Genomic DNA, 25574 nt, shown 5'->3' with positions numbered 1-25574 from the left:
GCGGGCGTATGGCGACCACGGTGGTGGGGTTCCGGCTCGGCTGGGACAGGAAGGGCCGGCAGGCCACGGTGGTGCTCACCCAGGCGGGCGTCCTGCACCACAGCAGCGGCCTCCTCGGGCTGGCACCGCGCCCCGCCAGACCGCAGGCCCCGGCCGCCCCGGACGCGCACCCGGTTCCGCGCCAGGCCGCGACCCTGCGCCGGGCGTACGCGGGACTGGTCCACCAGGGCTACGGCCGGGAGTTGATCCCGCCGGTCTGCGTCCGGCTCGACACCGACGAACGCCCCCTCCACCCCCGCCCCTGGGGCGAGCACGCGCCCCGCGCGCACCCGGAGCTGATCGCCGACTTCACCGGCGCCGCCCCCTCCGGCCCCGGAACGCTCGACGACGCCCTGGCCGCCTTCTACGCCGCGATCGGCCTCGTCCCGCGAGCGCGCACCGCGGCCCTCGTCCCGCGGGCACGCACCGCGGCCCTCCCGCCCGGGCCTGCCGTCGTCCCCCCGGCGGTCCGGCAGGCGCTGGGCGCGCTCGCCCAGGGCCGGACCCTCGCCTCCCGCCCGGGGCGCGGGGCCGGGTGGAGCGTCACGGGGGCGGGCGTGCGCCTGCACGCCGGGCCGGGCGGCGAGGACCTCACCCACCGCGAAGTGGCCGAGCTCCAGGCCGCCCTGACGGCCTGGCTGCGCCACCAGCGGGGTCGGGGCGCCGGCGCCGGCGCGAGCTGACCCGAACCGGACGCCCGTCCGCTCCCGTCACCCGGAACGCCCAGTCTTCCCGGGCCTTCGGTGCGGGGAGGCCCGGGCGTGTGGTTTCCTGGGCCCGCTCCGCACCGTCGCGGAGCGGCTACTCGGAGTGAAGGGGATGCTGTCGTGAGCGTTCTGGACATCAAGCTGGACCGGTCGTTCGACGTCTTCGACTCGGACCGCGACGGGCGGCTCGACAAGTCGGACGTCATCGCCCTCTCGGACCGGCTCGCCGAGTCCCTCGGCCTCACCCCGGACGACGTCGCCGGGCTCCGGGATTCGCTGGCGGAGCTCTGGGACACCGTCTTCGAGCGCATGGACCGCAACGACGACGGGGGCGTCGACCGCCAGGAGTTCCGCGCGGCGTTCCGGGCGCGGATCGTCACCGACCAGAACCGGATCTGGGAGCGGATCCGGAACATGAGCAACGCCTGGACCCAGCTCGGCGACCGCGACGGAGACGGCATGCTCAGCCGTGACGAGTACACCTCCCTGCTCCACGGCATGTTCCGGCTGCCCCGCCAGACCTTCGACGAGGCGTTCGACCGGCTGGACGTCGACGGCGACGGACAGCTGAGCCGCGAGGAGATCAGCTCCGCGATGAAGGAGTACTACACGAGCGAGAACCACGCGGCCCGCGGGAACCAGTTCTTCGGCCGCCTCTGAGGCCGGCCGAGGACCGCCTCCGAGAACCGCCCGGGGCGGTGACGGGCGCCCGCGCGCCCGCCGCCGCCCCGCCGCCCGCAAGGGCTCCTCCACAGCCGGTTCGTATCGCCTCCCCGCTCGTTGACCGGAGCGGAAGCCGATCTTTCGATCCTTGTTGGAGGACCCCTTGATGGCCGATGCCGCACTGCCGGTGATCGTTCTGTCCGACTCCGATCCGCTCCGCCGGCACGAGACGGCCGAGCTGGTGCAAAGCTGGTACCGGACGTCGTTCCGCGTGCTCCAGGTCGGCGGCCCCGCGGAGGTGGTCCGGGCGCTGAACTCGCTGGCCGAACGGAAGGTGCCCGTCGCCGCCGTGCTCGCCGACGAGGCGCCCGAGCCCGGGGCCGCGCACCCCGGCGTGCGCTGGCTGCCCCTGGCCCGGTTGTCCGGCGACGCACCCGACGCCTACGGCGCGCCCGACGGCGGTGAGCACCCGGCCGGGCACCTCCGGGGCGTGCTCGACGACTCCCTGTGCACCTGGAACGCCGACTGCCGGGGCGACCTGCCGACCGCCGAGGTGCGCGGCAGCCGCTTCTCGCCCGCCGCCTACGCCGTACGCGACTTCCTCGGCCGCAGCGGAGTGATCTTCCGCTGGCTGCCCGACGAGGACGCCCGCGACGCCCCCGTGACCGTCCGGCTCGGCGACGGCACCGAAATGACGGACCCCTCGATCAGCGAGCTGGCCGAACGGCTCGGCCTCATCCGGCCGGCCGGGCAGGACCACTACGACGTCGCCGTGATCGGCGGCGGCCCCGGAGGACTGTCCGCGGCGGTGTACGCGGCGGCCGAGGGCATGAGCGTGGTCGTGATCGAGGACGACGCCCCCGGCGGACAGGCCGGTTCGACCTCGCGCATCGAGAACTACCTCGGCTTTCCCGTGGGCCTGACCGGCGGTGACCTAGCCCAGCGCGCCCTCCAGCAGGCCCGCCGGGCCCGCGTCGAGTGGCAGCCCACCCGCGTGGCCGGCCGGGTGGCCCCCACGGGCACGGGCGACCACAGCGTCGAGTTCGTCAAGGCGGGCACCGAGGAGAAGGCCTCGGTGACCGCGGCGGCCGTGGTGGTCGCCACCGGAGTGGACTGGAACCGCCTCACGGCCCCCGGCGTCGACCGGCTCCTCAACTCCGGCGTGTACTACGGGTCCTGCCTCTCCGACGCCCCCTCGACCGCCGGCGAGGACGTGTACATGGTGGGCGCGGGCAACTCCGCCGGACAGGCCGCCCTCTACTTCGCGCGCTACGCCCGCTCCGTCACCCTGCTGGTACGGGGCACGGACCTCGGCTCGTCCATGTCGAGCTACCTGGTGCAGCGCATCGAGCGGACCCCGGGCCTGCGGGTGCTGCTGGGCACCGAGGTCGCCGAATGCCTCGGCGGGGACACCCTCACCGGGCTCAGGCTGCGCGAGCGCGACGGCGGGGAGCGGACCGTCGGCGCGCACTGCCTGTACGTCCTGATCGGCGGCCGCCCGTCGACCGAGTGGCTCGGCGGAGCCCTGAAGCTCGACGAGCGCGGCTACGTCCTGACCGGCAGCGGCGGGGCGGGCCCGGACGCGCTCCAGATGGAGAGCAGCGTGCCCGGGGTGTTCGCCGTGGGCGACGTCCGGTCCGGATCCGTGAAGCGGGTCGGGGCCGCTGTGGGCGAGGGCGCAGCGGTCGCCCAGTCGCTGGTCGAGTACCGGCGGCGGCACCCCGACCGCTTCCGGGACGCGCGGGCGGCCTGCGGCTTCTGACCGGCACCGCCCCCTGCCGCCACCGGGCGGCGACGGCAGGGGGCGGCAGAGGGGCGGACGTCAGGGGCCGGTGTCCAGGGCCGCGGTGAGCACGGTCGGCGCGTTGCGGTGGGGGTTCATCGTGAACAGCCGCCGGAAGCGCGGTTCCTGACGGTTCAACGGCATGCCGGGCCGGCGGCTGACGCAGGCGAGGTCGTCGCCCGTGTCGCCGAGACTCCAGTAGTCGAGGCTGAGGCCGCGCACCCCGTTGTCGAGCTGGGCGCGGACCGACTCCGACTGGTTCACCGAACTCCATGGGGAGTCCTCGTAGTTGGTGAAGGAGTGGGCCGGAGGGTAGCGCTCCGCGCGGCGATGCGCCCGTACGGGGCCGGGGTCGACCGATTCCCGTTGCCACGGTTCCGTCCGCCGTTGGGGTGAGGAGCAAACGATCCGGCGTCGGCAGGGGGTTCTGGAGCTGTCGAGGGCGGCGGCAGCATGGCGCTGAACGCGGGCACGAGCGCGCCCCACCCCCCCTGGAAGGAAGTGGTTCACCGTGGCTCTGACGACCGCGACGATCGCCGCCGAGCTGGAAGCGGCGAGCAAGGTCGGCGATCCGAAGGCGGACGAACTCGTGTCGGACCTGATCGACAACAAGGAGATCGACGGGGTCAACGCGCTGTTCCGCACGATCGGCACGCTCAAGCCCGGGATGGATACGTCCGGCCTGCCCGTCCGGCTGGCCGCGTTCCTCCAGGAGGCGGCGGCCCCGCCGCCGGACTGGTCGGAGGCGGACGTCAAGGCCGCGGAGAGCTTCTTCGCGCACCACCACGGAGAGGTGTCCATGCTCCAGGGCACCGTCGGCCTGATCGGCACGTACCTCTCCCCGACCGGGGCGTTCACCCTCCGCTCCACGGGCAGGCTCGGCGGTGTCCAGGGGCCCGGCCGGCGCCTTTCGCAGTCCTCCCGCCTGTTCATCGACATGGGCAACAAGAACGCCATGCGGGACGGCACCCTGGCCGCCAACGTCACCAAGGTCCGCCTCGTGCACGCCTCGGTGCGCCGGCTGCACAAGAAGAGCGGCGAGTGGGACTACGCCAAGTGGGGCGAGCCGGTCTCGCAGAAGTACACCACCGGTGCCGCCTGCGTCTTCTCCACCCAGATCATCCAGGCCATGGACCGGCTGGGCATCGACGTCTCCAAGGACGACGCCAAGGGCTTCATGTGTGCCTGGCACTACGTCAACCACTACCTGGGCACCCCCGACAAGTGGCTGCTGCCCAAGGATCCGGACCTGGTCGCGGCCCTGTGGAACCAGGAGCGCGACAGGGAGTGGAAGGAGACCGACGACGGCGTCTTCATGACGAAGCAGGCCGTCGACTTCTACAGGAAGTTCTACCCGGGCCCCACCCACGACGCGTTCGTGGCGATGGTCCGCCACGCGCTGTCCGACAAGTACGCCGACATGGCGGGCCTGCCCAAGAGCGTCCTCGACGCGGCCGCCAAGCCCCTCGCGGCCGGCCATGACGTGGTCAGCGGCATCGGCGGCGGGCTGCTGGGCGGGGGAGCGAAGAAGGCCACCGGCGTCAACCCGTACAAGGAGATCGTCGGCGTCGCCTCCAAGGGCTTCAACGAGATCCAGAAGTTCGCCCTCACGCACAACGAGGACGACCAGCCGCAGATGCACCAGGAGCTGCACGACAACCGCTGACCCGTCCGCAGGAGCCGCCCGCCGCCCGTCCGGTACCCGGACGGGCGGCGGGCGTATCGCGGCTGCCGGGAATACGGCGACGGCGCCCGCCGTTCCGAGATATGATTGAATCATAAACAATCTTGGGAAGGGGAGCCATGCAGTTCGGGATCTTCACCGTCGGTGACGTCACACCGGATCCGACGACCGGACGCGCGCCCGGCGAGCACGAGCGGATCAAGGCGATGCTCGCGATCGCGCAGAAGGCCGAGGAGGTCGGCCTCGACGTCTTCGCCACCGGCGAGCACCACAACCCGCCGTTCGTCCCCTCCTCTCCGACGACGCTGCTCGGATACATCGCCGCACGCACCGAGAACCTGATCCTGTCCACGTCCACGACGCTGATCACCACGAACGACCCGGTGAAGATCGCCGAGGACTTCGCGATGCTCCAGCACGTCGCCGACGGCCGCGTCGACCTCATGACGGGCCGTGGCAACACCGGCCCGGTCTACCCCTGGTTCGGCAAGGACATCCGCGACGGCATCGACCTCGCCATCGAGAACTACGCGCTGCTGCGCCGCCTGTGGGATGAGGACGTCGTCACCTGGAAGGGCAAGTTCCGTACGCCGCTCCAGTCCTTCACCTCGACCCCGCGCCCGCTCGACGGCGTCGCCCCCTTCGTGTGGCACGGCTCCATCCGCTCGCCGGAGATCGCCGAGCAGGCCGCCTACTACGGCGACGGCTTCTTCCACAACAACATCTTCTGGCCCGCCTCCCACACCCGGCAGATGGTGAACCTCTACCGCGAGCGCTACGCCCACTACGGGCACGGCACCCCCGAACAGGCCGTGGTCGGGCTCGGCGGCCAGGTGTTCATGCGCAGGAACTCGCAGGACGCGGTCCGAGAGTTCCGCCCGTACTTCGACAACGCGCCGGTGTACGGCCACGGCCCGTCGCTGGAGGAGTTCACCTCGCAGACGCCCCTGACCGTGGGCTCGCCGCAGCAGGTCATCGAGCGGACCCTCTCCTTCAGGGACTACGCCGGCGACTACCAGCGCCAGCTGTTCCTGCTGGACCACGCGGGGCTGCCCCTCAAGACCGTCCTGGAGCAGCTCGACCTGCTGGGCGAGGAGGTCGTGCCGGTGCTGCGCAAGGAGTTCGCGAACCTGCGCCCGGCCGGCGTCCCGGACGCGCCGACGCACCCGGCCCGCGTGGCCGCGGCCCGGAACACCACGGCCCGGGAGGAGCGGGCATGAAGCTCGTCGTCGTATCGGCGGGGCTGAGCTCGCCCTCCTCGACCCGGCTGCTCGCCGACCGCCTCGCGGCCGCGACGCTCGGACGCGCGGCCGCCGACCCCGAAGGGATCGGGCCCGAGGCGGTCGGGGCCGAGGTGATCGAGCTGAGGGAACTGGCGACGGAGATCGCCCAGCACCTCGTCACCGGGTTCCCGCCCGGCCGGCTGGCCGCCGCACTCGACGCGGTGGCCGCCGCGGACGGCCTGATCGCCGTGACACCGGTGTTCGCGGCCTCCTACAGCGGCCTGTTCAAGTCGTTCTTCGACCTCATCGACAAGGACGCCCTCACCGGGAAGCCGGTGCTCCTCGGAGCGACCGGCGGTACCGCCCGGCACTCCCTGGTCACCGAGCACGCCCTGCGTCCGCTCTTCACCCACCTGCGCGCCCTCGCCCTGCCGACCGCCGTGTACGCGGCCTCCGAGGACTGGGGCGGGGAGGGGCTGGCGCAGCGGATCGCCCGGGCCGGCGCGGAGCTGGCGCGCTTCATGGCGCCCGCCGGGGCGGCGGCCCCGGACGTCGACACCGCCGCCGCGGTCGCGCCGCGCTCGCTGACGGGTGCGATCACCTCGGTGGACCCGGCGGACGGCTTCACGGTGGTGCCGTTCGAACAGCGGCTGGCCGCGCTTCGGGCCGGTTAGCCCGTCGGGCGCGGCCCAGGGCGGGGCGGCGGGGCCTGCTCGGCGGCATGGGCGATGTTGCGGGCCATGCCGCCGAACACCATCGAGTGGAAGGGGCTCACGGCCCACCAGTACAGGTGGCCGAGCAGGCCGCGCGGGTGGAAGAGGGCGCGCTGCCGGTAGCGGGAGCGGCCCTCGTCCACCGGGTCCGGTTCGGCGTACATCTCCAGCCAGGCCAGACCGGGCACCCGCATCTCGGCGCGCAGCCGCAGCAGCCGGCCCGGCTCGATCTCCTCGACCCGCCAGAAGTCGAGCGCGTCGCCCACCCGCAGCCGGCCGGCGTCGCGCCGGCCGCGGCGGGTGCCGACGCCGCCCGCCAGCCGGTCCAGCCAGCCCCGTACGGCCCAGGCGAGGGGGAAGGAGTACCAGCCGTGCTCGCCGCCGATGCCCTCCACCACCTGCCACAGCGCCGCGGGCGGGGCCGCCACCCCGGTGCTGCGGTGGTCGGTGTAGAGGCTGCCGCCGGCCCAGTCGGGGTCCGTGGGCAGGGGGTCGCTGGGGGCGCCGGGCAGGGCGGCGGAGGACCACCGGGTGCTCACCTGTGCCTCGCGGACCCGCTGCAGGGCGAAGGCCAGCGCCCGGTCGAAGGCGAGGGGCGCGCCCGGCGGGTCGGGCACCCAGCGGGCGATGTCGTGCTCCGCGCACACCACCTCGTGGCGCAGGGACTCGGCGAGCGGCCGGGCCAGTGCCCGGGGCACCGGGGTGACCAGGCCGATCCAGAGGCTGGAGAGGCCAGGGCTGAGCATGGGCACGCGCAGGATGCGCCGGTGCGGGAGCTCGGCGACCGCGGCGTAGCAGTGCATCATCCGCTCGTACGTGAGGACGTCCGGCCCGCCGATGTCGAAGGCACGGCTGACCTCGGGGGGCATGCCCGCGCTGCCGACGAGGTAGCGCAGCACGTCGCGGACGGCGATGGGCTGCACCCGGGTGCCCACCCAGCTCGGCGTGATCATGACGGGCAGCCGTTCCGTCAGGTAGCGCAGCATCTCGAAGGAGGCCGAGCCGGAGCCGATGACCACCGCCGCCCGCAGCACGGTGCAGGGGACGCCCGAGGCCAGCAGGATGCGGCCCACCTCGGCCCGGGAGCGCAGGTGCGGTGAGAGCTGCTCGGGGGGCAGGCCCGCCGGGGTGAGCCCGCCCAGGTAGACGATGCGCCGTACGCCGGCCAGCCGGGCCCGCTCGGCGAAGAGGCGGGCCGCGTCCCGGTCGCGCTCCTCGAAGCCGGGACCCGCGCTGAGGCCGTGGACCAGGTAGTAGGCCACGTCCACCCCGCGCAGGGCCGCGTCCAGCGAGTCCGCGTCGGTGACGTCGCCCCGCACCACCTGGGCGCGGCCGGCCCAGGGGTGGTCGCGCAGCCGCTCCGGGGAGCGGGCCAGCGCCCGGACCCGGTAGCCGGCGTCGAGCAGCTCGGGCACCAGGCGGCCGCCGATGTAGCCGGTGGCGCCGGTGACCAGGCACAGGCCCCCCGTCGCGGCTCGTCCCCGCTCGTCACCCGCCATGGGCCGGCTCCTTCCCTCGGCACCGCACCCTCCGAGCCTGGACCGGGTGCGGCCCACGCGCAAAACGCATCGGTTGCGCGTCGTTGCGCCGTCCGTGCTACGCCGTGTCGTCCGGGCGGAGCGCTGTGCGGACGCCGGTGAGGACCACGGCGAGCAGGCAGAGGGCGATGACGGTCTCGGCCCACAGGAAGGCGAACCAGTCCAGTACGCAGCCGATGGGGGGCGTGCCGGGCGCGGTGTTGCGGAACGCGGCGAGGGCGAACAGGGTGGCGGCCATCCAGGCGAGGGCGGGCCAGACCAGGCCCTCGCCGCGGGTCGTCAGGTACCAGGCCCCGATGAGCACGGACGCCGCCAGCGCCCACATCACGCCCATCATGAAGACCGCGAAGACGAGCAGGCTGCCCGACCGGACCAGTTCCAGCCCGAGGACGGCCTCCTGCCGGGCGTCCGAGGGCGTCACGGACACCGAGAAGAGGGGGTCGTTGTTGGAGAACAGCAGCCGCACCGGCACCTGCCTGCCGCCCAGCTGTGCCCAGAACTCGACGTCGGTCCCGTACGTGTCGAACGGGTAGTCGCTGACCGACCCGCCCGTGACGGCGACCTGCACGTCCCGGGTCGCGATCCGCTCGTGCGCCTTGAACGCCAGGTCGCCGAGGGTCGCGGTGGAGGTCTGGAGGCCGAGGTCTGCCACCGGGGCGGTCCCGTCCTCCTCGCCCAGGGTCCCGCGCGGGACGACCCGGACCCGCAGGACCAGCTCCCTGGACGAGGCGTCCACGCGCTGGACGGTGGCCTCGACGTCCACCCGGTCGGCGGCCGCGGATCCGACCGTGTGGACGGTGTCGAGCGCCTGCCGTTCCCTGAACTGCAGCCACGACCCGACTCCCACCGCCGCCACGATCAGGAACGCGATGGGGAGCAGGACCGGCAGGAGCGACGCTCCGGAACTGCGGGGGCGACGTGGGTCCCAGGTGGGGGCCATGGTGACTCCGACGGGAGGGGGGAGGGGCGGTGACCGCGGTGCGATCCTCGTCCACCGGCCCGGCGATCCGCCGCATCCGACCGGGGCGTGTCGGGTGGCCGATCACGGCCGGCCCGCGTGGACCCTGCCGGAGACGAGCAGGCCGCGCGGGCGCCGGGTCCGCGGGCCCCGGACACGCCCCGCCGAAGGACCTGCTCGGCGGCAGCCCGAGCCCGATACCCGGCACCGGCCGGCTTCGAGCCCGCCGGCGCCCCCGTCACCCTGGGCCCCCCGGAGGGCCTGCTCAACCCGCCGAAGCCGGCCCCGACGGGTAACCGATCCCGGCCGGGGGTGCTGTGCCGGGTGCCGTCCTCCCGGGACGGCTGGACATCAACCCCCCTGTCGTAACAATATTGGTTACGACAGAAGTCGGGCCGGCGGCATCGGGGACGGCGGGAGGTTCCGTGAGTGCGAGCAGTCGGATGACCGTGGCCACGCACACGCTGACCTGGATGGCCCGGGTCTGCCCCAAGCGGCCCGGCGGCATCGTGACGTCCGAGCAGATCGCCGCCAGCGTCAACACCAACCCCGTGGTCATCCGCCGCACCCTCGGGAGCCTGCGTGACGCCGGGCTGGTGGAGTCGCAGCGAGGGCAGGGCGCGGGCTGGAGGCTGGCGCGCGCTCCGGAGTCGATCACCCTGAGGGACGTCTACCTCGCCGTCGAGCCGGAGCCGCTCATCGGCCTGCACTCCTCGCCGCCCAATCAGGAGTGTCCCGTCGCGCGGGGCATCCCGCCCGTGCTGCGAGCGGTCTACGACCGCGCGGAGGAGTCGATGAGGGCCGAACTGGCGGCCGTCACCGTCGCCGACGTGGCGAGGGCGGCGGTTCCCGGAAGCTGAACGACACCCGATCCGCCCCGGCCGGTCCACTGGGACCGGCCTCCCTTTCGACCACTGTCGTAACAACATCTGTTACAACCGGATCCCCCGGACGACACGACCATCCCATCGACATCGAGGACCGTAAGAAAGTGATCACCACAGAACGCCTCCGACTGCGCCCGCTCACCGAAGCCGACACCGATTGGTGGGTGGCCCTGCACGCCGACGAGGAGGTCAACCGGTTCGTCGGCGGCTACACCCGGGAGCAGGCCGCGGCACGCCTGCGCGCGATCCGGGACCAGTGGGACCGGCGCGGCCACGGCCTGTGCGCCGTCGAACTGCGCGGAACCGGCGAGTTGATCGGCCGCAGCGGCCTCAACTGGTGGGAACAGTTCGACGAGACGGAGATCGGCTGGACCTTCGCCCGCGCCCACTGGGGGCGCGGCTACGCCACCGAAGCGGCCGAGGCGGTGCTCGCGTGGGGCTTCGGGACGCTGCGGCTCCCGCAGATCACCGCCATGATCCACCACGGCAACACCGCCTCCACCGCGGTGGCCTCGCGCCTCGGCTTCACGCGCCTGCGCGAGGACACCGTCCTGGACCGCCCCTGCACCGTCTACGCCCTGGCCCGCGACGACCACGCGTCCAGCTGACCGTACGGGGGCGGAGCCGCTACTGGTTCGGGTCGAAGGGGATGCCCGCCGGTTTGGCCTTCGCGAGGTGGGAGGCGAACGAGCCGTCCTTCAGGCCGAAGTGCGCGCTGCCGAAGTCCGCCTGGCTGAGCTTGTCCCGCAGCGTCGCCGGATAGCCCGACCAGCCGACGAGCGCCGGGAACTGCCAGGTGCCCCGGTGGTTCTCGGGCGGTTCGTCATTGGCGTTGGCCGGACGGAAGCAGTGCGTGCCGACGCCGTCCTTGTGGTAGACGATCTTGGGGTGGGTCCCCTCCCAGCGGATCTGGTCACGCGTGTGGACGTTGAAGTCGCCGTGGGCGGAGGTGGAGACGTACTTCGCCTCGCCGCCCTGGATCCACACCACCACGTGCTCCCAGTCGTGGCGGTGGCCGCCGAGGCTGATGCCCGGGATGGCCTGGTCCTTCTCGAAGTACAGCGCGTACGCCACGGCGCACCAGCCGTTGTTGCAGGCGGCCCGGGAATAGCCGTTGGTGTTGGCGAGGTCCGAGGCGTCGCGGCAGTTGCCGTTGAGCGCGCCGGTGGGGTTCAGGCCGCCGTTCAGGACCCCGGTCGGGCCTATGGCGGGGGTCGGGTAACAGCCGTCCGTGTCGTAGTCGTACGCCGGCTGGAAGGTCAGCTCGACGGCCTCGGCGTTCACGGGCAGGGCCGGCGGCGGGGCGGCGAAGGCCACCTGCGGCACGGCGACGACCAGTGCGAGGGCGGCGCCGACGGCGACGGATGCCCTCCGGATGTGACGACTCGTCCGCAAAGCATCCTCCGGCTGGTCGGGGTTCGGTGCGGCGCGGAGCCCGGCCGGTCCGGCGGGCGCGCCGGAAGCATCATTCGCGAACCCCGACCACACGACAAGAGCCGTGGCGCCACCTCTTCACCCGGCGGCCGCAATCGGCAACATCCGTGCGTTCAGGCCCAGTTGTGGCTCAACTCCGACGGATCGCACGGGCGCCGGCCCGAGCGAGCGCCCGGGGAGTCCCCGGGCGCACGCCCGCCGTCGCTCAGGTCCGGTACCGGTACATGATCCGGCCGCGGGTCAGGTCGTACGTGCTCACTTCGACGAGCACCCGGTCGAAGGGGAGGATCCTGATGTAGTTCTTCCGGATCTTCCCGCTGATGTGCGCGAGCACGTGGTGCCCGTTCGGGAGTTCCACCTTGAAGGTGGCGTTGCGCATGCACTCGATGACGGTGCCCTCGACTTCCAGGCCCTTCGATGTTCTTGCCAATGTCCCTCGTCTCTCGGATGGGGTGTCGATGCAGATGTCGAAACCGGTGTCGTTGCCGGACCGGTGGGCCGACGGCGTGGGGTCAGCGGCGCACCAGCTCGACGTTGCCGCCGGTCCGCCGGGCGCCGATGCCCTCGAACAGTGTGATCGCGGCGGTGTTGGACTCGTCGGCCTCGGCCCAGGCCGAGCCGATCCCGGACCGGTGCAGCGAGCCCAGCGCGTGGGCCAGCAGCGCCCGCCCGATGCCCCGGCGCTGCTCGCCGGCCCGTACGGCCACCAGCCCGATCCGCGCCCGGCTGCGGACCGGGGCCACCCGGACCAGGCCCACGTACGCGCCGTCCCGGACCGCCACCGTGAACCGCGACGGGTCCAGCGGCAGGGCCGCGGCCGGACGCGGCAGGACCTCGGCCGGCATGGTCCGCCATCCCGCGCCGGCCTCGACCTCCTCGCGGATCGTACGGTCCAGCGCGCGCAGCAGGCTTTTGTCCGCCTGCGTGCCGGGCAGGATCAGCACGCCCTCGGGCGACCGGGACGGATCCAGTCCGGTCTCGCTCGGGTCGGTGGACAGGACGTACTCCCGCTCGCGGCGTCCGGGAGCGAAACCGGCCTCTTCCCAACGGGACCTCAGGCCGAGGTCGGCCTCGCCGACCAGGGTGTGGAGCGGGGCCGGCAGGTCTGCCAGGATCGCGGCGGCGAGCCGGTCGAAGGCCGCGTCCTGCCACACGTCGATGCTGATGAAGAGCCGCCCGTCGGGCCGTTGCGAGACGTCGCCGTAACCGACGGTCAAGCCGTCGGCCTCGGCCTGCCACCGGGTCTCGTCGACCCGGTTGATCATCACGGTGTTCATGGTTGTCGCCTTTCGGGAGTGCCTGGTTACGGAGGCGCTCCCGACGACACCTAGGTCAGCCGCATACCGTGACGGAAGTTGGGGAGCACCCACCTCGATACAGCCTTCATGGGTCTCACCTCCTCGCGTCCTGTCACGGTGATCCGCACCCTAACAACCAATGGCCTCATGTCCCATTCGTTTTCCCCGAGCCCGGGCCGGGCCGGGTCCCCCGCGGGTGGAGGCGCTGGGTGAGGAAGGCCAGGATCTCGTCGCGGGCCCGGACCGTCGGATGCCCGGCCTCGTCGACGAGATGGGCCGTGACCACGCTGTGCGGGGTGCCGACCAGCTCGGCGAAGAAGGGCGGCGGGGCCGGGTTGGCGGCGGAGGAGGGCAGGACGCGCCCGTCGAAGGCCGCCCCGAGCAGCGCGCGGTAGGCGGCGAAGCGCTGCCCCGTGCACCAGCGGTCGCCCTCGAAGCGGTAGGCGAGGACGGTGAGTCCGTCGCGGTGGAGCCGGTCGCGCACCGCACGCGCGTCCGCCGCGCCGAGTTCGATTCCGCCGGGGTCGTCGAGCGGCAGCGACGGGTGGTTGACCACCGGGGCGATCACCGCCGGATCCAGGGCCATGGCGAGGGCGAAGTTGCCGGTGAAGCACAGGCCGACCGCACCCACCCCCGGTCCGCCGCACTCCGCGTGGGCCTGGCGTGCCAGGCCGCGCAGCCAGAGGGTCACCGGGCTGGTGCCGCCCCCGGCGAAGGCCCGGAACTCCGCGCTGACGCAGGCGCGCCGGACGACCTCCCGGCCGCCCTCGGCCGTGGGGAAGGCGCCGTCCGTCCCGAACAGGGAGGGCACGTGCACGGTGAATCCCGCCTCCCGCACCCAGCGCGCGAGCCGCAGGACGTCGGGACTGATGCCCGGCATCTCGGGCAGCAGCACGACCGCGGGCCCGGCCCCGGCCACGTACACCGTCTTCTCCACCCCCGCCACGGCCACGCTCCGGCGGGTGAAGTCGTCGATCGGATCGTCATCGCTCATGGGCCCAGCCTGAGCCCCGCACCGGCCGCCCGGTGAGGGGCGGGACCGCCAGGGCCGGGGGTAATCTCGCCATACGACGGGGCCGAGCGGTACGCGTCCGCCGGCCCGGGGGCCGCGGACGGCAGGGGGTACGGGAACGGTGGCGCGGGCGGAGGACGGCGCGGGAGCGGGTGCGCTGCGGGTCGGGGTCCTGGCGTACCCGGGCTGCTTCGCGTCCGAAGTGTTCGGCGTCCCCGACCTGTTGACGATGGCCGGGCACGTCGCCGGGCCCGGCGCCCCCGGCTACCGGGTGTCGGTCCTCTCGCCCCGCCGCCGGGTCACCGCCTCCGGCGGTGCGAGCCTGGACGTACGGCCCCTGCGCGAGGTCGACGTCCTCGTGGTGCCCGGCTTCGAACTGGGCCCGGACGCCGACCTCGACGCGGGGCTCGCCGCGCTCGCCCCCGAGATCGCGGCGATCCGGGAGCGGGCCGCCGCCGGCACCGCCGTCGTCTCCCTCTGCACCGGCGCGTTCCTGCTCGCCGAGGCCGGGCTCCTCGACCGGCGCCGAGCCACCACCTCCTGGCTGTACGCCGCCGAACTGGCCAGGCGCTGCCCGGCCGCCGACGTGCGGCCGGAGCACCTGGTCGTCACCGACACGGGAGTGACGACCACGGCGGCCTTCAGCGCCATGTACGACTTCGCGCTCGACCTGATCCGCCGGCACGACGGCGACCGGGTGGCCCGCACCACCGCCCGGGTGGCCCTCGTCGACGACGCGCGGACTTCCCAGACCCCGTACGCCGACCCGAGGCTCCTTCCGCAGCCCGGCCGGGAGTTCTCCCCGCGGGTCATGCGGCGGCTCGACCAGGACCTCGCCGAGCCGTACGACCTCGCCGCGCTCGCCGACGCCTTCGGTGTCAGCACCCGCACCCTGCTGCGCCGTTTCGCCGAGGAGACCGGTCACAGCCCGCTGGCCCATCTCCAGGCCTCCCGGGTGCGCCGTGCCCGCCACCTCCTGGAGACCACCGACCGCACCGTCGCCGCCGTCGCCGCGGCCGTCGGCTACCGGGATCCCGGTACCTTCGCCGCCCTCTTCGCCCGGCACACGGGGCACCGTCCGAGCACCTACCGGGCCGCGTTCCGCCGGACGGGCCGGGAACGACGGGAACCCGCGGCGGACGGGCATGTCCGGCCGGCTCCGGCCCGGGCTCCCGTCTACCCTGCAGGCGGGCGGTTCCGGAGGGAGAGGCGGATGAACAGCACGACGGGGTTCGACCTCGGACCGCAGGCGGCCGTCGTGGCCCGCCTGGTCGCCGGTGTCCCCGACGCCCGGCTCGCCGGGCCGACGCCCTGCCCCGGCTATCCGGTCGGCGGACTGCTGGGCCACCTGGCGGGCCTGGCCGCGGCCTTCCGCGACGCGGCCCGCAAGGACCTCGGACCCAGGACCGACACACCCCCGGACGCGGACGCGGCCGAGCTGCCCGCCGACTGGCGCGAGCGGCTTCCGGAGCTCCTCGGCGAACTGGCGGAGGCCTGGCGGGACCCGGACGCCTGGACCGGTGCGACCCGCGCGGGCGGCGTTGACCTGCCCGGCGCCGTCGCCGCCGCGGTGGCCGCCGACGAACTGGTCGTCCACGGCTGGGACCTGGCCAGGGCCACCGGCCAGGACTACGCACCCGACGGGGCGGCGCTGCGGGTCTCGTACGACTTCCTGCTCGCGGCCGCCCAGGAGGAGGACCGCGGCGGGGGCGTCTTCGGCCCCGTCGTGCCGGTGCCGGACGGCGCACCGCTGCTGGACCGGACGATCGGGTTGAGCGGCCGTGCCCCGGGCTGGACGCCGCCCTCCTGACGCCCGTCCCGCACTCCGGCCGCGTCCTGCCCGGGTGCGGCGCACCCAGGCAGGGAACCGGTGCGCGGCCTAGCCTGTGGGGCATGGGCGACAACCACCTCGGTGACTTCCTCCGCGCGCGCCGCGGGAGCGTACGGCCCGGCGACGTCGGCATGGCGAGCCACGGACCGCGCCGGGTGGCCGGGCTGCGCCGCGAGGAGGTCGCCGTGCTGGCCGGAGTGAACGCGGACTACTACACGCGGCTGGAGCAGGGGCGCGAGCGCAACCCGTCCGGGCAGGTGGTGGCCGCGCTGGGCCGCGCCCTGCTGCTGGACGCCGACGCGATGGCACACCTGCACCGGCTGGCGGGCGCGGCACCCGCCCGTCCGTACGCCGCAGCCACGGCGGACCGAGTGGCGCCCGCCCTGCGCGAGTTGGTGGAAGGCCATCTGCACGCCCCCGCCTTCGTGATCGGCCCCGCACTCGACGTAGTGGCCGCGAACACGCTCGCCGAGGCCCTGTACTCGCCCTTCGGCCGGCCGGACAACCTGGCCCGGATGGTCTTCCTCGACCCGGCCGCGCGCCGGTTCCACATCCGATGGGACCTGACGGCCGAAGCCGTGGCCGGCCATCTGCGCGAGGCGGACGGCATGGAACCGGGCAGTCCGCGACTGCGGGAGCTGGTCGGCGAACTGAGCGGGCGGAGCGCGGAGTTCGCCGCGCTGTGGAGCGCCCACACCGTGCGCGGCAAGACCCGGGCGGCCAAGCACTTCCACCACCCGGACGTGGGTGAACTGCGGCTCACCTACCAGGCCTTCGACGTGCGCGACGCCCCGGGCCGGCAACTGGTCGTCTACCACGCCGAACCGGGCGGCCCGAGCGCCGAGGCGCTGAGCCTGCTGGGCTCCGTCCACGCCACGTCGCGCCGGGCCGCCGGGCTGCGCTGACGGACGAGGAGTCACGGCCCGGGCGGCAACGGTTCAGTCGTTGGTCATGATCCGTTCGTATGTCATGTGAAATATCACATGACATACGAGCCCGGTCCGGAACCGCCCGGGCCGTGCCCCATGACCAAGAGGAGAACTCCGATGAACCGTTTGGCCCTTCTGGCAGCCGGCGCCGCCGCCCTGACCGTCCTCACCGGCGTCCCCGCCTTCGCAGCCACCCCTCCAGCCGCCGCCGAGACCGTCACCTCCTGCGGCAGCCCGGCCCTTCAGGCAGGTCTGACCACCCGGGTGTGCGCCGATGTCACCGGCACCACCGTCGAGATCTACGGAAAGGTCGGACTGGCCGGCCCGCCCTCTCCGGGCAGCCCGGCGCCCGAGCCGAGGCAGCTGTTCACGACGCTGACCGCCGAGGTCGTCGGCGGCGACGCGCCCGTCACCCAGGCGAGGCCGGTCATCTTCACCTCGTCCAGCCTCGACGTGCGCGGTCCGGCCGGCTCCGTCCCGTGCGGGTCGACCGTACGCGCCACCTTCGGCGTCGCCTCGTTCCCCTGGACCGCCAGGCCCGTCGTGCACGAGGTCACCGTCACCTGCTGAGAACTGCTGGACGCCCCTACGGCCCTACGGACCTACGCCCGGCCGCCCGCCAGGGCCCGGGCGCCGGCGGCGCACCCCTCCCGCAGCGCCGCGAGTTCGGCCGCGGGCAGCCGCAGCGAGGCACCCCGCCGGCCGGCGTCCAGCCGTGCGGCGCCCGCGTCGAGCCACTGGGGGAGGGGCTCGACGCCGATGAAGCCGGCCAGCCTCGCGAGCTCTTCGCGGGGCCGGTCGAGGAGGTCCTCGTAGGCGAGCGTGGCGCGCATCGGCGCGGGAACCCCGCCGAGGTGCGCCACGCCCCGGACCACGATCTCCGACCACAGCGCCGCGAAACCCGCCACCGGCAGCTCGCGGTCCAGCACCAGCGCGGAATCGAAGCGCTCCTCCAGCAGCCGGGACAGCTCGGGCGGCAGGGACCGGACCTGTTCCCCGGTCAGGTCCTCCACCCGCTCGGCGCCCGTCCGGGCGAGGATCTCCCGCAGCAGGTAGATCATCCGGTAGCCCGTGTGCCGGCTCATGGACAGCGCGCAGTCCGGCCCGTCCCTGAACAGGTGCACGAAGCGCGCCTGCGGGAAGGTCCGGCGCAACAGCGGCACCCGGTCCGACGAATACCCCGACCGCTCCACCACCGCCGTGGACCCGAACCGCGCGCACAGCAGGGCGAACAGGGCCTCGTAGTGACCGGCCGCGGTGCGGGCCGGCCAGCCGCGCACCTCCTTCTCCAGCTCGTCGAACAGGCCGTCCGGATCGTCGGTCAGGTGCGGGAGCACCATCAGGGACAGGGCCGGGATCCCGGTGGTGGCGGTCGCGAAGCGCCCGGGGCGACGGGTGTAGACGAACTCCGGCATCGGCACCCCGCTGCGGATCATCCGCTCGAACACCGGATTGGGATCGGCCAGCAGCCGCCAGAACCCCTCGCCCGTGACGGTGCCTTCAGGGAAGCCCCGGCTCTGTACCGAGGACAGCAGCTCGTTGAGACTGAGCACGTCCGGATGCGCGTTGACGATGCCCGACAGCGCGGTCGACCCGCTGCGGCCCGTACCCACGACAAAGGTCAGAGTGCGCATTCCGTCCAACTCCTCCGACGAAGACCCGTTCCGGTCGCGACCAGCCTTCCCCCGGCGCCGCCTCCCGATGCCGGCGGAGGGCGGACGGGCGCTTTTACCACGCAGGATCATGGAAGTAAGGTCTCCGTTTATTCGGACTGGCTGGATATGATCGGCATCCTCACCCCGCAGGGCCGTGTCGGCAGTTCCCCCATGCCCTCGTCCGGGCCCTTCCCGTCTCCGCCGCTCCCGAGGACCGATGTCTGCGATGGCCCCCGAAGGACCGCCAAGCCCGCCGCCCCCCGCCCGGCGCCGCCGCACCGTACGCCTGCGCACGATGCTGGTCTGCCTGGCAGTCGTGCCGACCGTGGCGATGGGGGCCCAGACCACCGTGACCGCCCAGCGGCTGCTGGCCCAGTCGGAGCACCTGCGCGCCGACGTGGAGGCCGGTGAACGGATCGGCGTACCGCTGGTCAGGCTGATGACGGAGCTGCAGAACGAGCGGGCGGTGACGGCGGCGCGATGGGCCGGATCCTCCGTGGCCGACGAAGCCCTGCACGAGAGGCGGGCCGCGACGGACCGCGCCGCGGCGGAGTTCCGGCGGCTCGCGGGCAGCGGCGGCGGCGACACCGCGCAGCACCACGGGCAGGGCGAGGGGCGCCTCGGCGCCGTGAGCGGCCGGCTCGACCTGCTCGCCTCGTACCGCAAGCGCGTGGACGCCCACAGCGGCAGCGCGGACCAGGCCGTCGGCTACTACACCGGCGTGATCGACGACATCATCCGCGCCTACCAGGATGAATTCAGCCACGCCGAGGACGCCGAACTCGCCCAGGAGAGCAGGCCCGCCGTGGCCCTGTTCTCCGCCGCCGAGATGGTCGCCCGCGAGGACACGGCCCTCACCCTCGCGGGGCCCTCCCGCGAACTGGCGGCCACCGGCTTCTCCCAGTTCCTCGACGCCGTCGGCACCCACCGGTACCTGTACGACACCTGGATCGTGCCGTACCTGCCGCCCGCCGAACTGGCGGCGTACGACAAGCTGACCGGCTCGGACGCCTGGCAGACCAAGCTCCGCGTCGAAAACGCGGTCATCGCCAACCACAAGGACACCGCGACCGGCGTCAAACTGCCCGCCGACGTCGACGACTGGCCCGCCGCGCACCACACCTTCGCGCCGCGACTCGCCGAACTCAACACGGCCCGCGCCAAGAACGTGCTCGCCCACGCCGACGCGAAGGCCGCCGCGCTCCAGACCGAGGTCTACTGGCTCGTCGGAGCCAGCGGCGGCGCCCTGCTCCTCGTCACCGCGGTCGTCGTCCTCACCACCCGGTCGGTACTGCGCCGGCTGAGCCGCCTGCACACGCGTACGGTCGCCATCGCCGAGGAGACGCTGCCCGAGGTGGTGGCCCGGCTCCAGCGCGGGGAACCCGTCGACACGGAGGCACTGCCGGCCGTGCACGGACGCGAGGACGAAGTCGGGCAGATCGCCGACGCCTTCGCCCGCGTGGTCGCCGTGTCCGTCGACGGGCACAGGCAACTCGCCGCCGAACGCCACGGCTTCGGCCTGTTCGCCTCGGGCATCGCCTCGCGCACCGGGAACCTCGTCAGCCGGCAGCTGAGCCTGACCGAGGACCTCCAGGACACCTTCGGCCACGACGAGGCGCTCCTGGCCCAGCTGATGCGGTCCGACCAGCTGACGGTGGGGATGCGGCGCCAGATCGAGAACCTGCTCATCCTCGCCGGCGGCGAGATCCCGGACCCGCACACCGAACCCATGCGCGTCGCCGACCTGCTGCGCGAGGCCGCCGCGGAGGTCGAGGACTTCCGGCGCATCGAACGGCAGGCACTGGACGAGGCGAGCGTGCGCCCGCACGTGATCAGCCAGATCAGCCACCTGCTGGCGGAGCTGCTGGACAACGCGACCCGGTTCTCGCCGCCGCGCTCCAAGGTGGTCGTCCGCGCCGAACTCGTCGCGGACGGCCTGTCGGTCGAGATCGAGGACCGCGGACCGCGGGTCTCGGCTGCCGGGTACGAGGCCATGAACGAGCGCCTGCACTCGGCGCCGCCGTTCTCCGTGCTCGCCGAGAACGCGCACCGGCTCGGCCTCTTCGTCGTGGGCCACCTGGCCGACCAGCTCCAGGCCCGGGTCACGCTGCGCCGCTCGGTGTACGGGGGGACGGCCGCCGTGGTGATCCTGCCCGGCGGGCTGCTGCTGCCCGCCGGGGAGAAGCCCCGGGTGCCGCAGCAGGCGGAGCGGAAGCCCCTGCCCGAGCGGGCTCCCCGGCCCGCCGCCGTGCCGGAGCCCGTACGCGTACCCGTGCGCGAGCCCGCGCCCGACGCCGGCGCCCCGCAGGCCCCGGCCCCGGAACCGGCCCCCGCGGCCGCACCGCCGGCGCGCTCCGCGGCCGCCCCGGACGCGCGGCCCGCCCTGCCCGAGCGCGTCCCGCAGACCCACCTCACCCGGCAACTCCGGGGCCCGCGCGCCCCGGAACCGGCCGCCGGCCGGGAGACGGAGACACCCGAAGAGGTGGCCGACGCCTGGGCCGACTACGAAGAGGGGACCAAGAAAGTGGAAGCAGAGCTCGGAGCGGATCAGCCATGACAACGACAGCCAGCGACATGATCTACGGCATCCTGGACAACAACCTGAGCAGGATCGCCGGCATCCAGGGGGCCGTGCTCCTGTCCAACGACGGGATCAAGCTCAGCGCCTACCTGCTGGAGCGGGACCAGGCGGAGCGCATCGCGGCCGCGTCCTCCGGCATCGCCGCCACCATGAAGGCGATATCCCGGGAGATCGACGGCGGCAGGGTCATCCGCCAGCTCGTGGAGATGGACGACCGCTACCTCTGCGTCGTCGGCTGCGGGGAAGGCAGCACGCTCATCGTGGTGACCTCCCGCAAGGCACGGCTCGGCGAACTGGGAGGCGAAGCCGTACGCACCGCCCAGGCGCTCGGCGAATGGCTGGGAACCCCCGAGCGCACCACCCCGCCGACGCCGTAATGCCCGACGAGCCGCCGCGCCGAAGCCCCCGCCGGACACGGCTGTACGCGCTGACCGACGGCCGCACGGCCGCCGCCCCGCAGACCGTGCTCACCATGGACACCACCATCGTGGCGGCGGCCGTCGGCGACGACGCCCACACCGGTCTGGCCACCGAATGGCGGACCGTCCTCACCATGTGCGCGCGGCCGGGCGGACTGGCGGTCGCCGAGATCGCCGCACGCATGCACATGCGCCTCACCCCGGCGACGCTCCTCCTGGGCGAGCTCGCCGACCGCGGACTGATCCACCACCGGCCGCCCCTGGAGGGCGCCGAGACCACCAATGTCCACCTGCTCATGAAAATCAGGGACAACCTTGCCCGGATATGACACTTCCGAAGACTCCACCGCCCGGGCGGCGTCCCCCGTCAAGATCCTCATCGCCGGCGGGTTCGGCGTCGGGAAGACCACCCTGGTCGAGGCGGTCTCCGAGATCGAGCCGCTGCGCACGGAGGAACGCCTCACCAGCGCGGGAGTCGGCGTCGACGACCTCGAAGGCATCGAGTCCAAGACACTGACCACCGTCGCGATGGACTTCGGCCGGATCACCCTCGCCGACGCCGGAGTCGTCCTCTACCTGTTCGGCACGCCCGGCCAGGAGCGGTTCTGGTTCATGTGGGACGACCTGCTGAACGGGGCCCTGGGCGCACTCGTGCTCGTCGACACGCGGCGCCTGGACCGGGGCTTCCCGGCGATCGACTTCTTCGAGAGCCGGGGCCTGCCGTTCGTCGTCGGGGCGAACTGCTTCCACGGCGAACAGCCCTACACCGCCGAGGAGATCGCCGCCGCACTGCACCTGCGCGACCCGGCCACGCCCGTGCTCCTGCTGGACGCCCGCTCCCGTACGGACGCGCGGGACTCCCTGCTGGCCCTGCTCGACGTGGTCATCGCCCGGGCGGAGGCGCCCGCCCGCGTCTGACCGGGGGGGGCGATCCCCGCCCGGCCGTACGGCGGAGCTAGCGTGATCACCATGTACACGATCAAGGGCGTGACCGCCACGCCGGGCGGGCGGATGTCCGTCCAGTTCCACGACCACGGCTACGCCGCCAAGCAGGACGGGAGCGACGAGTCCCTCGCCGACAAGCTCTTCGGCGAGGGGGCCGGGTGCGTCACCCTGCTGCTGATGCTCGCGTCGACAGGCCTCTACGGCCTGCTCAAGAAGAACGGTGCACCGGAGGCCGCCGTCACGGCCTGCCTGTGGGTGGCGATCGTCTCGGTCTGCTACGGGGCGATCATCGCCCTGCTGCACTGGACCAGCGGGGTCATCGGGAGCGTCTTCCTCCTCCTGTTCGTCGTGGTGGGCTTCCCCCTGTTGCTGATCCCCGGCTACCGGCGGGCCCTGCGCCGCCGTTGGGGGAGCGGCGACGCGGAGACCGGGCAGGGCTGGGTCCCCGCCACGGCCCTCTCCGGAGTCTGGCACCAGCCCGATCCGCGCGGCGGCAGCGTGATCACGGTCCAGCTCACCGACGGAACGGTCACCGCGTACGTGCCCACGCCCGACACGGCCCACGACCTGTACGCCCGCTTCGACGCCCTGCTGCGCGGCGCCCGGCCGGCCCCGGCGCCGAACCGGCAGCCGGACCGGTACCCGCAGGCAGCGCCGTACCAGCAGCCAGGTCAGTACCCTCAGCCGGGCCAGTACCAGCAGCCCTGGCAGCAGCACCCGCGCGGCTGAGGAGCATCCGTCAGGTGTGCACCAGCCGTTCGAGCGCGGCGGCCACGGGGGCGATGCCGTCCTCCGCCGCCAGCCGGCCGGCCAGGTACCGGGCCCGCTCCCGGTAGGAGGCGTTGCCCACGGCCTCCCGCAGTGCGGAGCCCAGGGCGGCCGGCCCGAGCCGGCGCAGGGGCAGCACACCGGGGGCGGTGCCCAGCTCCACGAGACGGGCCGCCCAGAAGTGGGCGTCGAACTGCACGGGCACCGGTACGGACGGGACGCCCGCGCGCAGGGCGGCACCGGTGGTGCCGGCCCCCGCGTGGTGGACGACGGCCGCCATGCGGGGGAACAGCAGGGAGTGCGGAACGTCGCCGATGGTGATCATGTCGTCCTGGGCGGCGGACAGCCCGGCCCACCCCTGCTGGACCACGCCCCGCAGGCCGGCGGCGCGCAGGGCGGCGACGACATCGGCGCTGACCCGCGCCGGGTCGGGTGTGGTGGCGCTGCCGAGGCCCACGTAGACCGGGGCGGGGCCGGCGGCGAGGAAGTCCTCCAGATCCGCCGGCAGCCGGCCGGCGCTGTCGTGGGGCCACCAGTATCCGGAGATCTCCAGCCCCGGGCGCCAGTCGCGGGGGCGGGGGACCACCAGCTCGCTGAAGCCGTGCCACACGGGCCAGTTCCGCCGCTCGCGGGCGCGGCGGGCGGCGGGCAGGCTGCGCCGGGGCAGGCCGTGCTCGGCGGCCAGGGCCCGTGCGGCCCGGGTGAAGACGTGGTCGACGGCCGTGACGACGGCCTGACCGCCGAGCCGGTTGCCCAGCGCGCCCGCGGAGCGGGTGCCGAGCATCGGCGGCGGGAACTCGCGGGTGCCGTGCAGGGGTTGCAGGAAGAGGCCCATGCTGGGCCGGGAGAGGCCCTCGGCGATGGCGTACGCCAGCGGCGCGACCGTTCCGCCTGCCAGTACGACGTCGGCGTCGCGCGCGGCACGGACCAGCGGGTGCGTCATCTCCGGCGCGATGCGCCGCGCCAGCGCGACGGCGCGCAGCAGTTTCGCCGCCCCGGTCCGGCTCCGGTGCAGCCCGCGCCCGCGCGCGGAGTGCAACTCGGCTCTGGGATCCCCGGGAAGGCTCTCGAAGCGCACCCCGGACCCGGCCAACAGCGGTTCGAACACCCCATGGGTGACCAGCGTGACCTCGTGTCCGGCCCGGGCCAGGCCGGCCCCCAGCCCCGTGTAGGGTGCGACGTCCCCGCGCGACCCCGCTGTCATGACGGCGATCCTCATGCCCGCCAGTGTGGCGCCCGAGCCGGCCGACGCCGGGCTTCCTCGCGGGACGGCACGGAATTCCTCCGGGCGCGGATGGCCGGTTCCGGGCAGCGGGTTCCGGCCATTCCATGATTGGTTAGGTGCGAGCAGGTCTTCCCCGATCGGTCGCCTTCACCGCGTGTCCGAGGGCCGGGCGCGTGACGTGACGTTCCTGCTGGACCGGCTCACGGGCGACCGCCCCGCCTGGCGCCACTCCCGAGGTGGTCTTCCAGCGCGGCTGACCGGACCGGGCGGGCTGCCCCGGGCGTCCGCCCTGACGGCCCGTGAGAAATGTGCGAATCCTCCCGTGGAGGGTGGGATGTGACTCCGCCCACCCTCCCTTGACCCGGGAGGGAAGGCATACCTAAGTTCTGCCTCATGTCCTCGCACCACTCCACGCCCCCCGCCGGCCCGGGCGACGCCGCCGAGCCGTTCGACTTCGCCGTCGACCTCACCGCCCAGGAGATGCTCCGGCGCGCCCAGGTGATGGCCGCGCTCGGTCCCGACTGGGATCCGGTCGAGGTGCTGCGGGGTGAGGAGGAGGCGTACGACCTGCTCTACTCCGGCCTCGACGCGGAGCAGCAGCGCACGTACGACGAGCTCGTGGCGGCCGGCGTGCTGCCCGTGCGCGGGGGCGGCCATGCTGCCGCTTGACCCGCAGGCCGAAATCGGCCGCCGGGCGTGGGTGCCGTGCCCCGGCTGCGAGGACGCCCGGGACTGCGAACCGTGCGCGGAGCGCCGGGCCTGTTCCCGCCACTGGCGCTACCTGCTCTCCAACAAGGGCAGCCTCCTCCACCTCCAGTGCCCCGGCTGCACCCACGTCTGGACGCACGAGAGCGGCTTCGGCGCCACGCGTTCCCTGTGGAGCCGTGTGACCAGCGGCCTGCCGCGCCTCTCCTCGTAGCCCAGCGACTCGGAATGCCGCGTTCGACGCACCCGTTTCCTTCGATTCGGGTGCCGGAAGTGACGGGGGCCACTCAGCTCAGCGGGTCTGATCGGCTACGGGGGGTGAGTTTCGGGGTTCCGGCCGGTGAGGCGGCCCACAGGACCCACGTCACATCCGGTGCGGGTTAGTAGGGCGGCGGGCCGGTAGTCGTACGGGTTGCCGGGCGGGGCGTTGGGCCCGGGCTGCGAGGGGGGTTAGTAGGTGGGGGGCGTTGCCAGGGCGTCCGGGGGCTGGCTAACTGGTGTTGTCGCCGAGGCGGCCGGGGCGCACAGCCCCCCGCCGGACGAACCCCTCTCCACCTGTGTGAGTGGCTCACGCATG

27 protein-coding genes and 1 pseudogene are annotated in these 25574 nt (G+C 73.6%); 19 read left to right on the top strand and 9 right to left on the bottom strand.

Features of this window, described 5'->3' with window-relative positions; all coding sequences use genetic code 11:
* Positions 1–8: 8 nt before the first annotated feature.
* The 3 genes from ACZ597_RS23860 (at position 9) to ACZ597_RS23850 (ending at position 3171) form a co-directional block, all read left to right on the top strand.
* A complete protein-coding gene (locus ACZ597_RS23860; protein ID WP_471333519.1) occupies positions 9–722 on the top strand; it encodes a hypothetical protein in 714 nt (237 codons plus the stop codon).
* 144 nt (positions 723–866) lie between these two features.
* The gene (locus ACZ597_RS23855; protein ID WP_471333516.1) at positions 867–1406 is read left to right on the top strand and encodes an EF-hand domain-containing protein; all 540 of its coding nucleotides are present in this window, start codon (positions 867–869) and stop codon (positions 1404–1406) included.
* A gap of 169 nt (positions 1407–1575) precedes the next feature.
* A complete protein-coding gene (locus ACZ597_RS23850; RefSeq protein ID WP_471333513.1) occupies positions 1576–3171 on the top strand; it encodes an NAD(P)/FAD-dependent oxidoreductase in 1596 nt (531 codons plus the stop codon).
* Positions 3172–3231: 60 nt separating this feature from the next.
* On the opposite strand, the gene ACZ597_RS23845 is transcribed toward ACZ597_RS23850, so the two are convergent.
* Positions 3232–3456, bottom strand: coding sequence for a hypothetical protein (locus tag ACZ597_RS23845; RefSeq protein ID WP_471333511.1), 225 nt, complete (start codon positions 3454–3456; stop codon positions 3232–3234).
* 247 nt (positions 3457–3703) lie between these two features.
* Between ACZ597_RS23845 and ACZ597_RS23840 the strand changes: the two genes are divergently transcribed.
* The 3 genes from ACZ597_RS23840 (at position 3704) to ACZ597_RS23830 (ending at position 6773) form a co-directional block, all read left to right on the top strand.
* Positions 3704–4858, top strand: coding sequence for an oxygenase MpaB family protein (locus ACZ597_RS23840; protein ID WP_471333508.1), 1155 nt, complete (start codon positions 3704–3706; stop codon positions 4856–4858).
* A 137-nt stretch (positions 4859–4995) separates the two neighbouring features.
* A complete protein-coding gene (locus ACZ597_RS23835; protein ID WP_471333505.1) occupies positions 4996–6096 on the top strand; it encodes an LLM class flavin-dependent oxidoreductase in 1101 nt (366 codons plus the stop codon).
* The gene (locus tag ACZ597_RS23830; RefSeq protein WP_471333502.1) at positions 6093–6773 is read left to right on the top strand and encodes a CE1759 family FMN reductase; all 681 of its coding nucleotides are present in this window, start codon (positions 6093–6095) and stop codon (positions 6771–6773) included. The genes ACZ597_RS23835 and ACZ597_RS23830 overlap by 4 nt, the downstream gene beginning before the upstream one ends.
* Here the strand turns inward: ACZ597_RS23830 and ACZ597_RS23825 are convergent.
* Positions 6770–8311 (bottom strand): SDR family oxidoreductase, encoded by a 1542-nt coding sequence (locus tag ACZ597_RS23825; RefSeq protein WP_471333499.1) that lies wholly within the window; start codon positions 8309–8311, stop codon positions 6770–6772. The two genes, ACZ597_RS23830 and ACZ597_RS23825, sit on opposite strands and share 4 nt — an antisense overlap.
* 97 nt (positions 8312–8408) lie before the next feature.
* Entirely contained in the window at positions 8409–9290 is an 882-nt protein-coding gene (locus ACZ597_RS23820) for a DUF4436 family protein (protein ID WP_471333496.1), read from the bottom strand.
* A 443-nt stretch (positions 9291–9733) separates the two neighbouring features.
* Here ACZ597_RS23820 and ACZ597_RS23815 point away from each other — a divergent pair, with 443 nt between their 5' ends.
* Positions 9734–10168: an Rrf2 family transcriptional regulator gene (locus tag ACZ597_RS23815; RefSeq protein ID WP_471333493.1), complete on the top strand. Its 435-nt coding sequence runs from the start codon at positions 9734–9736 to the stop codon at positions 10166–10168.
* A 131-nt stretch (positions 10169–10299) separates the two neighbouring features.
* Positions 10300–10803, top strand: coding sequence for a GNAT family N-acetyltransferase (locus ACZ597_RS23810; protein ID WP_471333490.1), 504 nt, complete (start codon positions 10300–10302; stop codon positions 10801–10803).
* Between the two features lie 19 nt (positions 10804–10822).
* On the opposite strand, the gene ACZ597_RS23805 is transcribed toward ACZ597_RS23810, so the two are convergent.
* From ACZ597_RS23805 to ACZ597_RS23790, 4 genes are all read right to left on the bottom strand, one after another.
* Positions 10823–11590 carry an NPP1 family protein gene (locus ACZ597_RS23805; RefSeq protein WP_471333487.1) on the bottom strand — a complete coding sequence of 256 codons (768 nt, stop codon included), beginning with the start codon at positions 11588–11590 and terminating at the stop codon, positions 10823–10825.
* Between the two features lie 244 nt (positions 11591–11834).
* On the bottom strand, positions 11835–12059 hold the full coding sequence (infA, locus tag ACZ597_RS23800) for a translation initiation factor IF-1 (RefSeq protein ID WP_471333484.1): 225 nt from the start codon (positions 12057–12059) through the stop codon (positions 11835–11837).
* Positions 12060–12141: 82 nt separating this feature from the next.
* On the bottom strand, positions 12142–12906 hold the full coding sequence (locus ACZ597_RS23795) for a GNAT family N-acetyltransferase (RefSeq protein ID WP_471333481.1): 765 nt from the start codon (positions 12904–12906) through the stop codon (positions 12142–12144).
* A gap of 166 nt (positions 12907–13072) precedes the next feature.
* Positions 13073–13921: a dienelactone hydrolase family protein gene (locus ACZ597_RS23790; protein ID WP_471333479.1), complete on the bottom strand. Its 849-nt coding sequence runs from the start codon at positions 13919–13921 to the stop codon at positions 13073–13075.
* 247 nt (positions 13922–14168) lie between these two features.
* Here ACZ597_RS23790 and ACZ597_RS23785 point away from each other — a divergent pair.
* From ACZ597_RS23785 to ACZ597_RS23770, 4 genes and pseudogenes are all read left to right on the top strand, one after another.
* A pseudogene (locus ACZ597_RS23785) lies at positions 14169–15023 on the top strand (GlxA family transcriptional regulator); the annotation flags it as partial.
* A 129-nt stretch (positions 15024–15152) separates the two neighbouring features.
* Complete coding sequence (locus ACZ597_RS23780) at positions 15153–15749, top strand: TIGR03086 family metal-binding protein (RefSeq protein ID WP_471334109.1); 597 nt, start codon at positions 15153–15155, stop codon at positions 15747–15749.
* Between the two features lie 83 nt (positions 15750–15832).
* A complete protein-coding gene (locus ACZ597_RS23775; RefSeq protein ID WP_471333476.1) occupies positions 15833–16675 on the top strand; it encodes a helix-turn-helix transcriptional regulator in 843 nt (280 codons plus the stop codon).
* Between the two features lie 141 nt (positions 16676–16816).
* Entirely contained in the window at positions 16817–17269 is a 453-nt protein-coding gene (locus ACZ597_RS23770; protein ID WP_471333473.1) for a hypothetical protein, read from the top strand.
* Between the two features lie 32 nt (positions 17270–17301).
* On the opposite strand, the gene ACZ597_RS23765 is transcribed toward ACZ597_RS23770, so the two are convergent.
* The gene (locus tag ACZ597_RS23765) at positions 17302–18333 is read right to left on the bottom strand and encodes a sulfotransferase (RefSeq protein WP_471333471.1); all 1032 of its coding nucleotides are present in this window, start codon (positions 18331–18333) and stop codon (positions 17302–17304) included.
* Between the two features lie 247 nt (positions 18334–18580).
* Here ACZ597_RS23765 and ACZ597_RS23760 point away from each other — a divergent pair, with 247 nt between their 5' ends.
* From ACZ597_RS23760 to ACZ597_RS23740, 5 genes are read left to right on the top strand one after another with little or no spacing between them, the layout of a single operon-like run.
* Entirely contained in the window at positions 18581–20911 is a 2331-nt protein-coding gene (locus ACZ597_RS23760; protein ID WP_471333469.1) for a sensor histidine kinase, read from the top strand.
* Positions 20908–21312 carry a roadblock/LC7 domain-containing protein gene (locus ACZ597_RS23755; RefSeq protein ID WP_007261964.1) on the top strand — a complete coding sequence of 135 codons (405 nt, stop codon included), beginning with the start codon at positions 20908–20910 and terminating at the stop codon, positions 21310–21312. The genes ACZ597_RS23760 and ACZ597_RS23755 overlap by 4 nt, the downstream gene beginning before the upstream one ends.
* Positions 21270–21683 carry a DUF742 domain-containing protein gene (locus ACZ597_RS23750; protein WP_471333466.1) on the top strand — a complete coding sequence of 138 codons (414 nt, stop codon included), beginning with the start codon at positions 21270–21272 and terminating at the stop codon, positions 21681–21683. The genes ACZ597_RS23755 and ACZ597_RS23750 overlap by 43 nt, the downstream gene beginning before the upstream one ends.
* Entirely contained in the window at positions 21670–22272 is a 603-nt protein-coding gene (locus tag ACZ597_RS23745) for a GTP-binding protein (protein ID WP_471333463.1), read from the top strand. Before ACZ597_RS23750 ends, ACZ597_RS23745 begins: the two co-directional genes overlap by 14 nt.
* A gap of 51 nt (positions 22273–22323) precedes the next feature.
* Positions 22324–23028: a hypothetical protein gene (locus ACZ597_RS23740; RefSeq protein ID WP_471333460.1), complete on the top strand. Its 705-nt coding sequence runs from the start codon at positions 22324–22326 to the stop codon at positions 23026–23028.
* 10 nt (positions 23029–23038) lie between these two features.
* On the opposite strand, the gene ACZ597_RS23735 is transcribed toward ACZ597_RS23740, so the two are convergent.
* On the bottom strand, positions 23039–24286 hold the full coding sequence (locus tag ACZ597_RS23735; RefSeq protein ID WP_471333457.1) for a glycosyltransferase: 1248 nt from the start codon (positions 24284–24286) through the stop codon (positions 23039–23041).
* A 399-nt stretch (positions 24287–24685) separates the two neighbouring features.
* Between ACZ597_RS23735 and ACZ597_RS23730 the strand changes: the two genes are divergently transcribed.
* Together ACZ597_RS23730 and ACZ597_RS23725 are read left to right on the top strand one after the other, a co-directional pair.
* A complete protein-coding gene (locus ACZ597_RS23730; protein ID WP_471333454.1) occupies positions 24686–24961 on the top strand; it encodes a DUF6400 family protein in 276 nt (91 codons plus the stop codon).
* On the top strand, positions 24948–25211 hold the full coding sequence (locus tag ACZ597_RS23725; protein WP_471333451.1) for a hypothetical protein: 264 nt from the start codon (positions 24948–24950) through the stop codon (positions 25209–25211). The genes ACZ597_RS23730 and ACZ597_RS23725 overlap by 14 nt, the downstream gene beginning before the upstream one ends.
* Positions 25212–25574 lie beyond the last annotated feature (363 nt).

The sequence above is a fragment of the Streptomyces sp. NPDC040718 genome, assembly GCF_055593565.1.
Note: the sequence above shows the minus strand (reverse complement) of the source record. Positions and strands in the feature narration are given on the sequence as shown.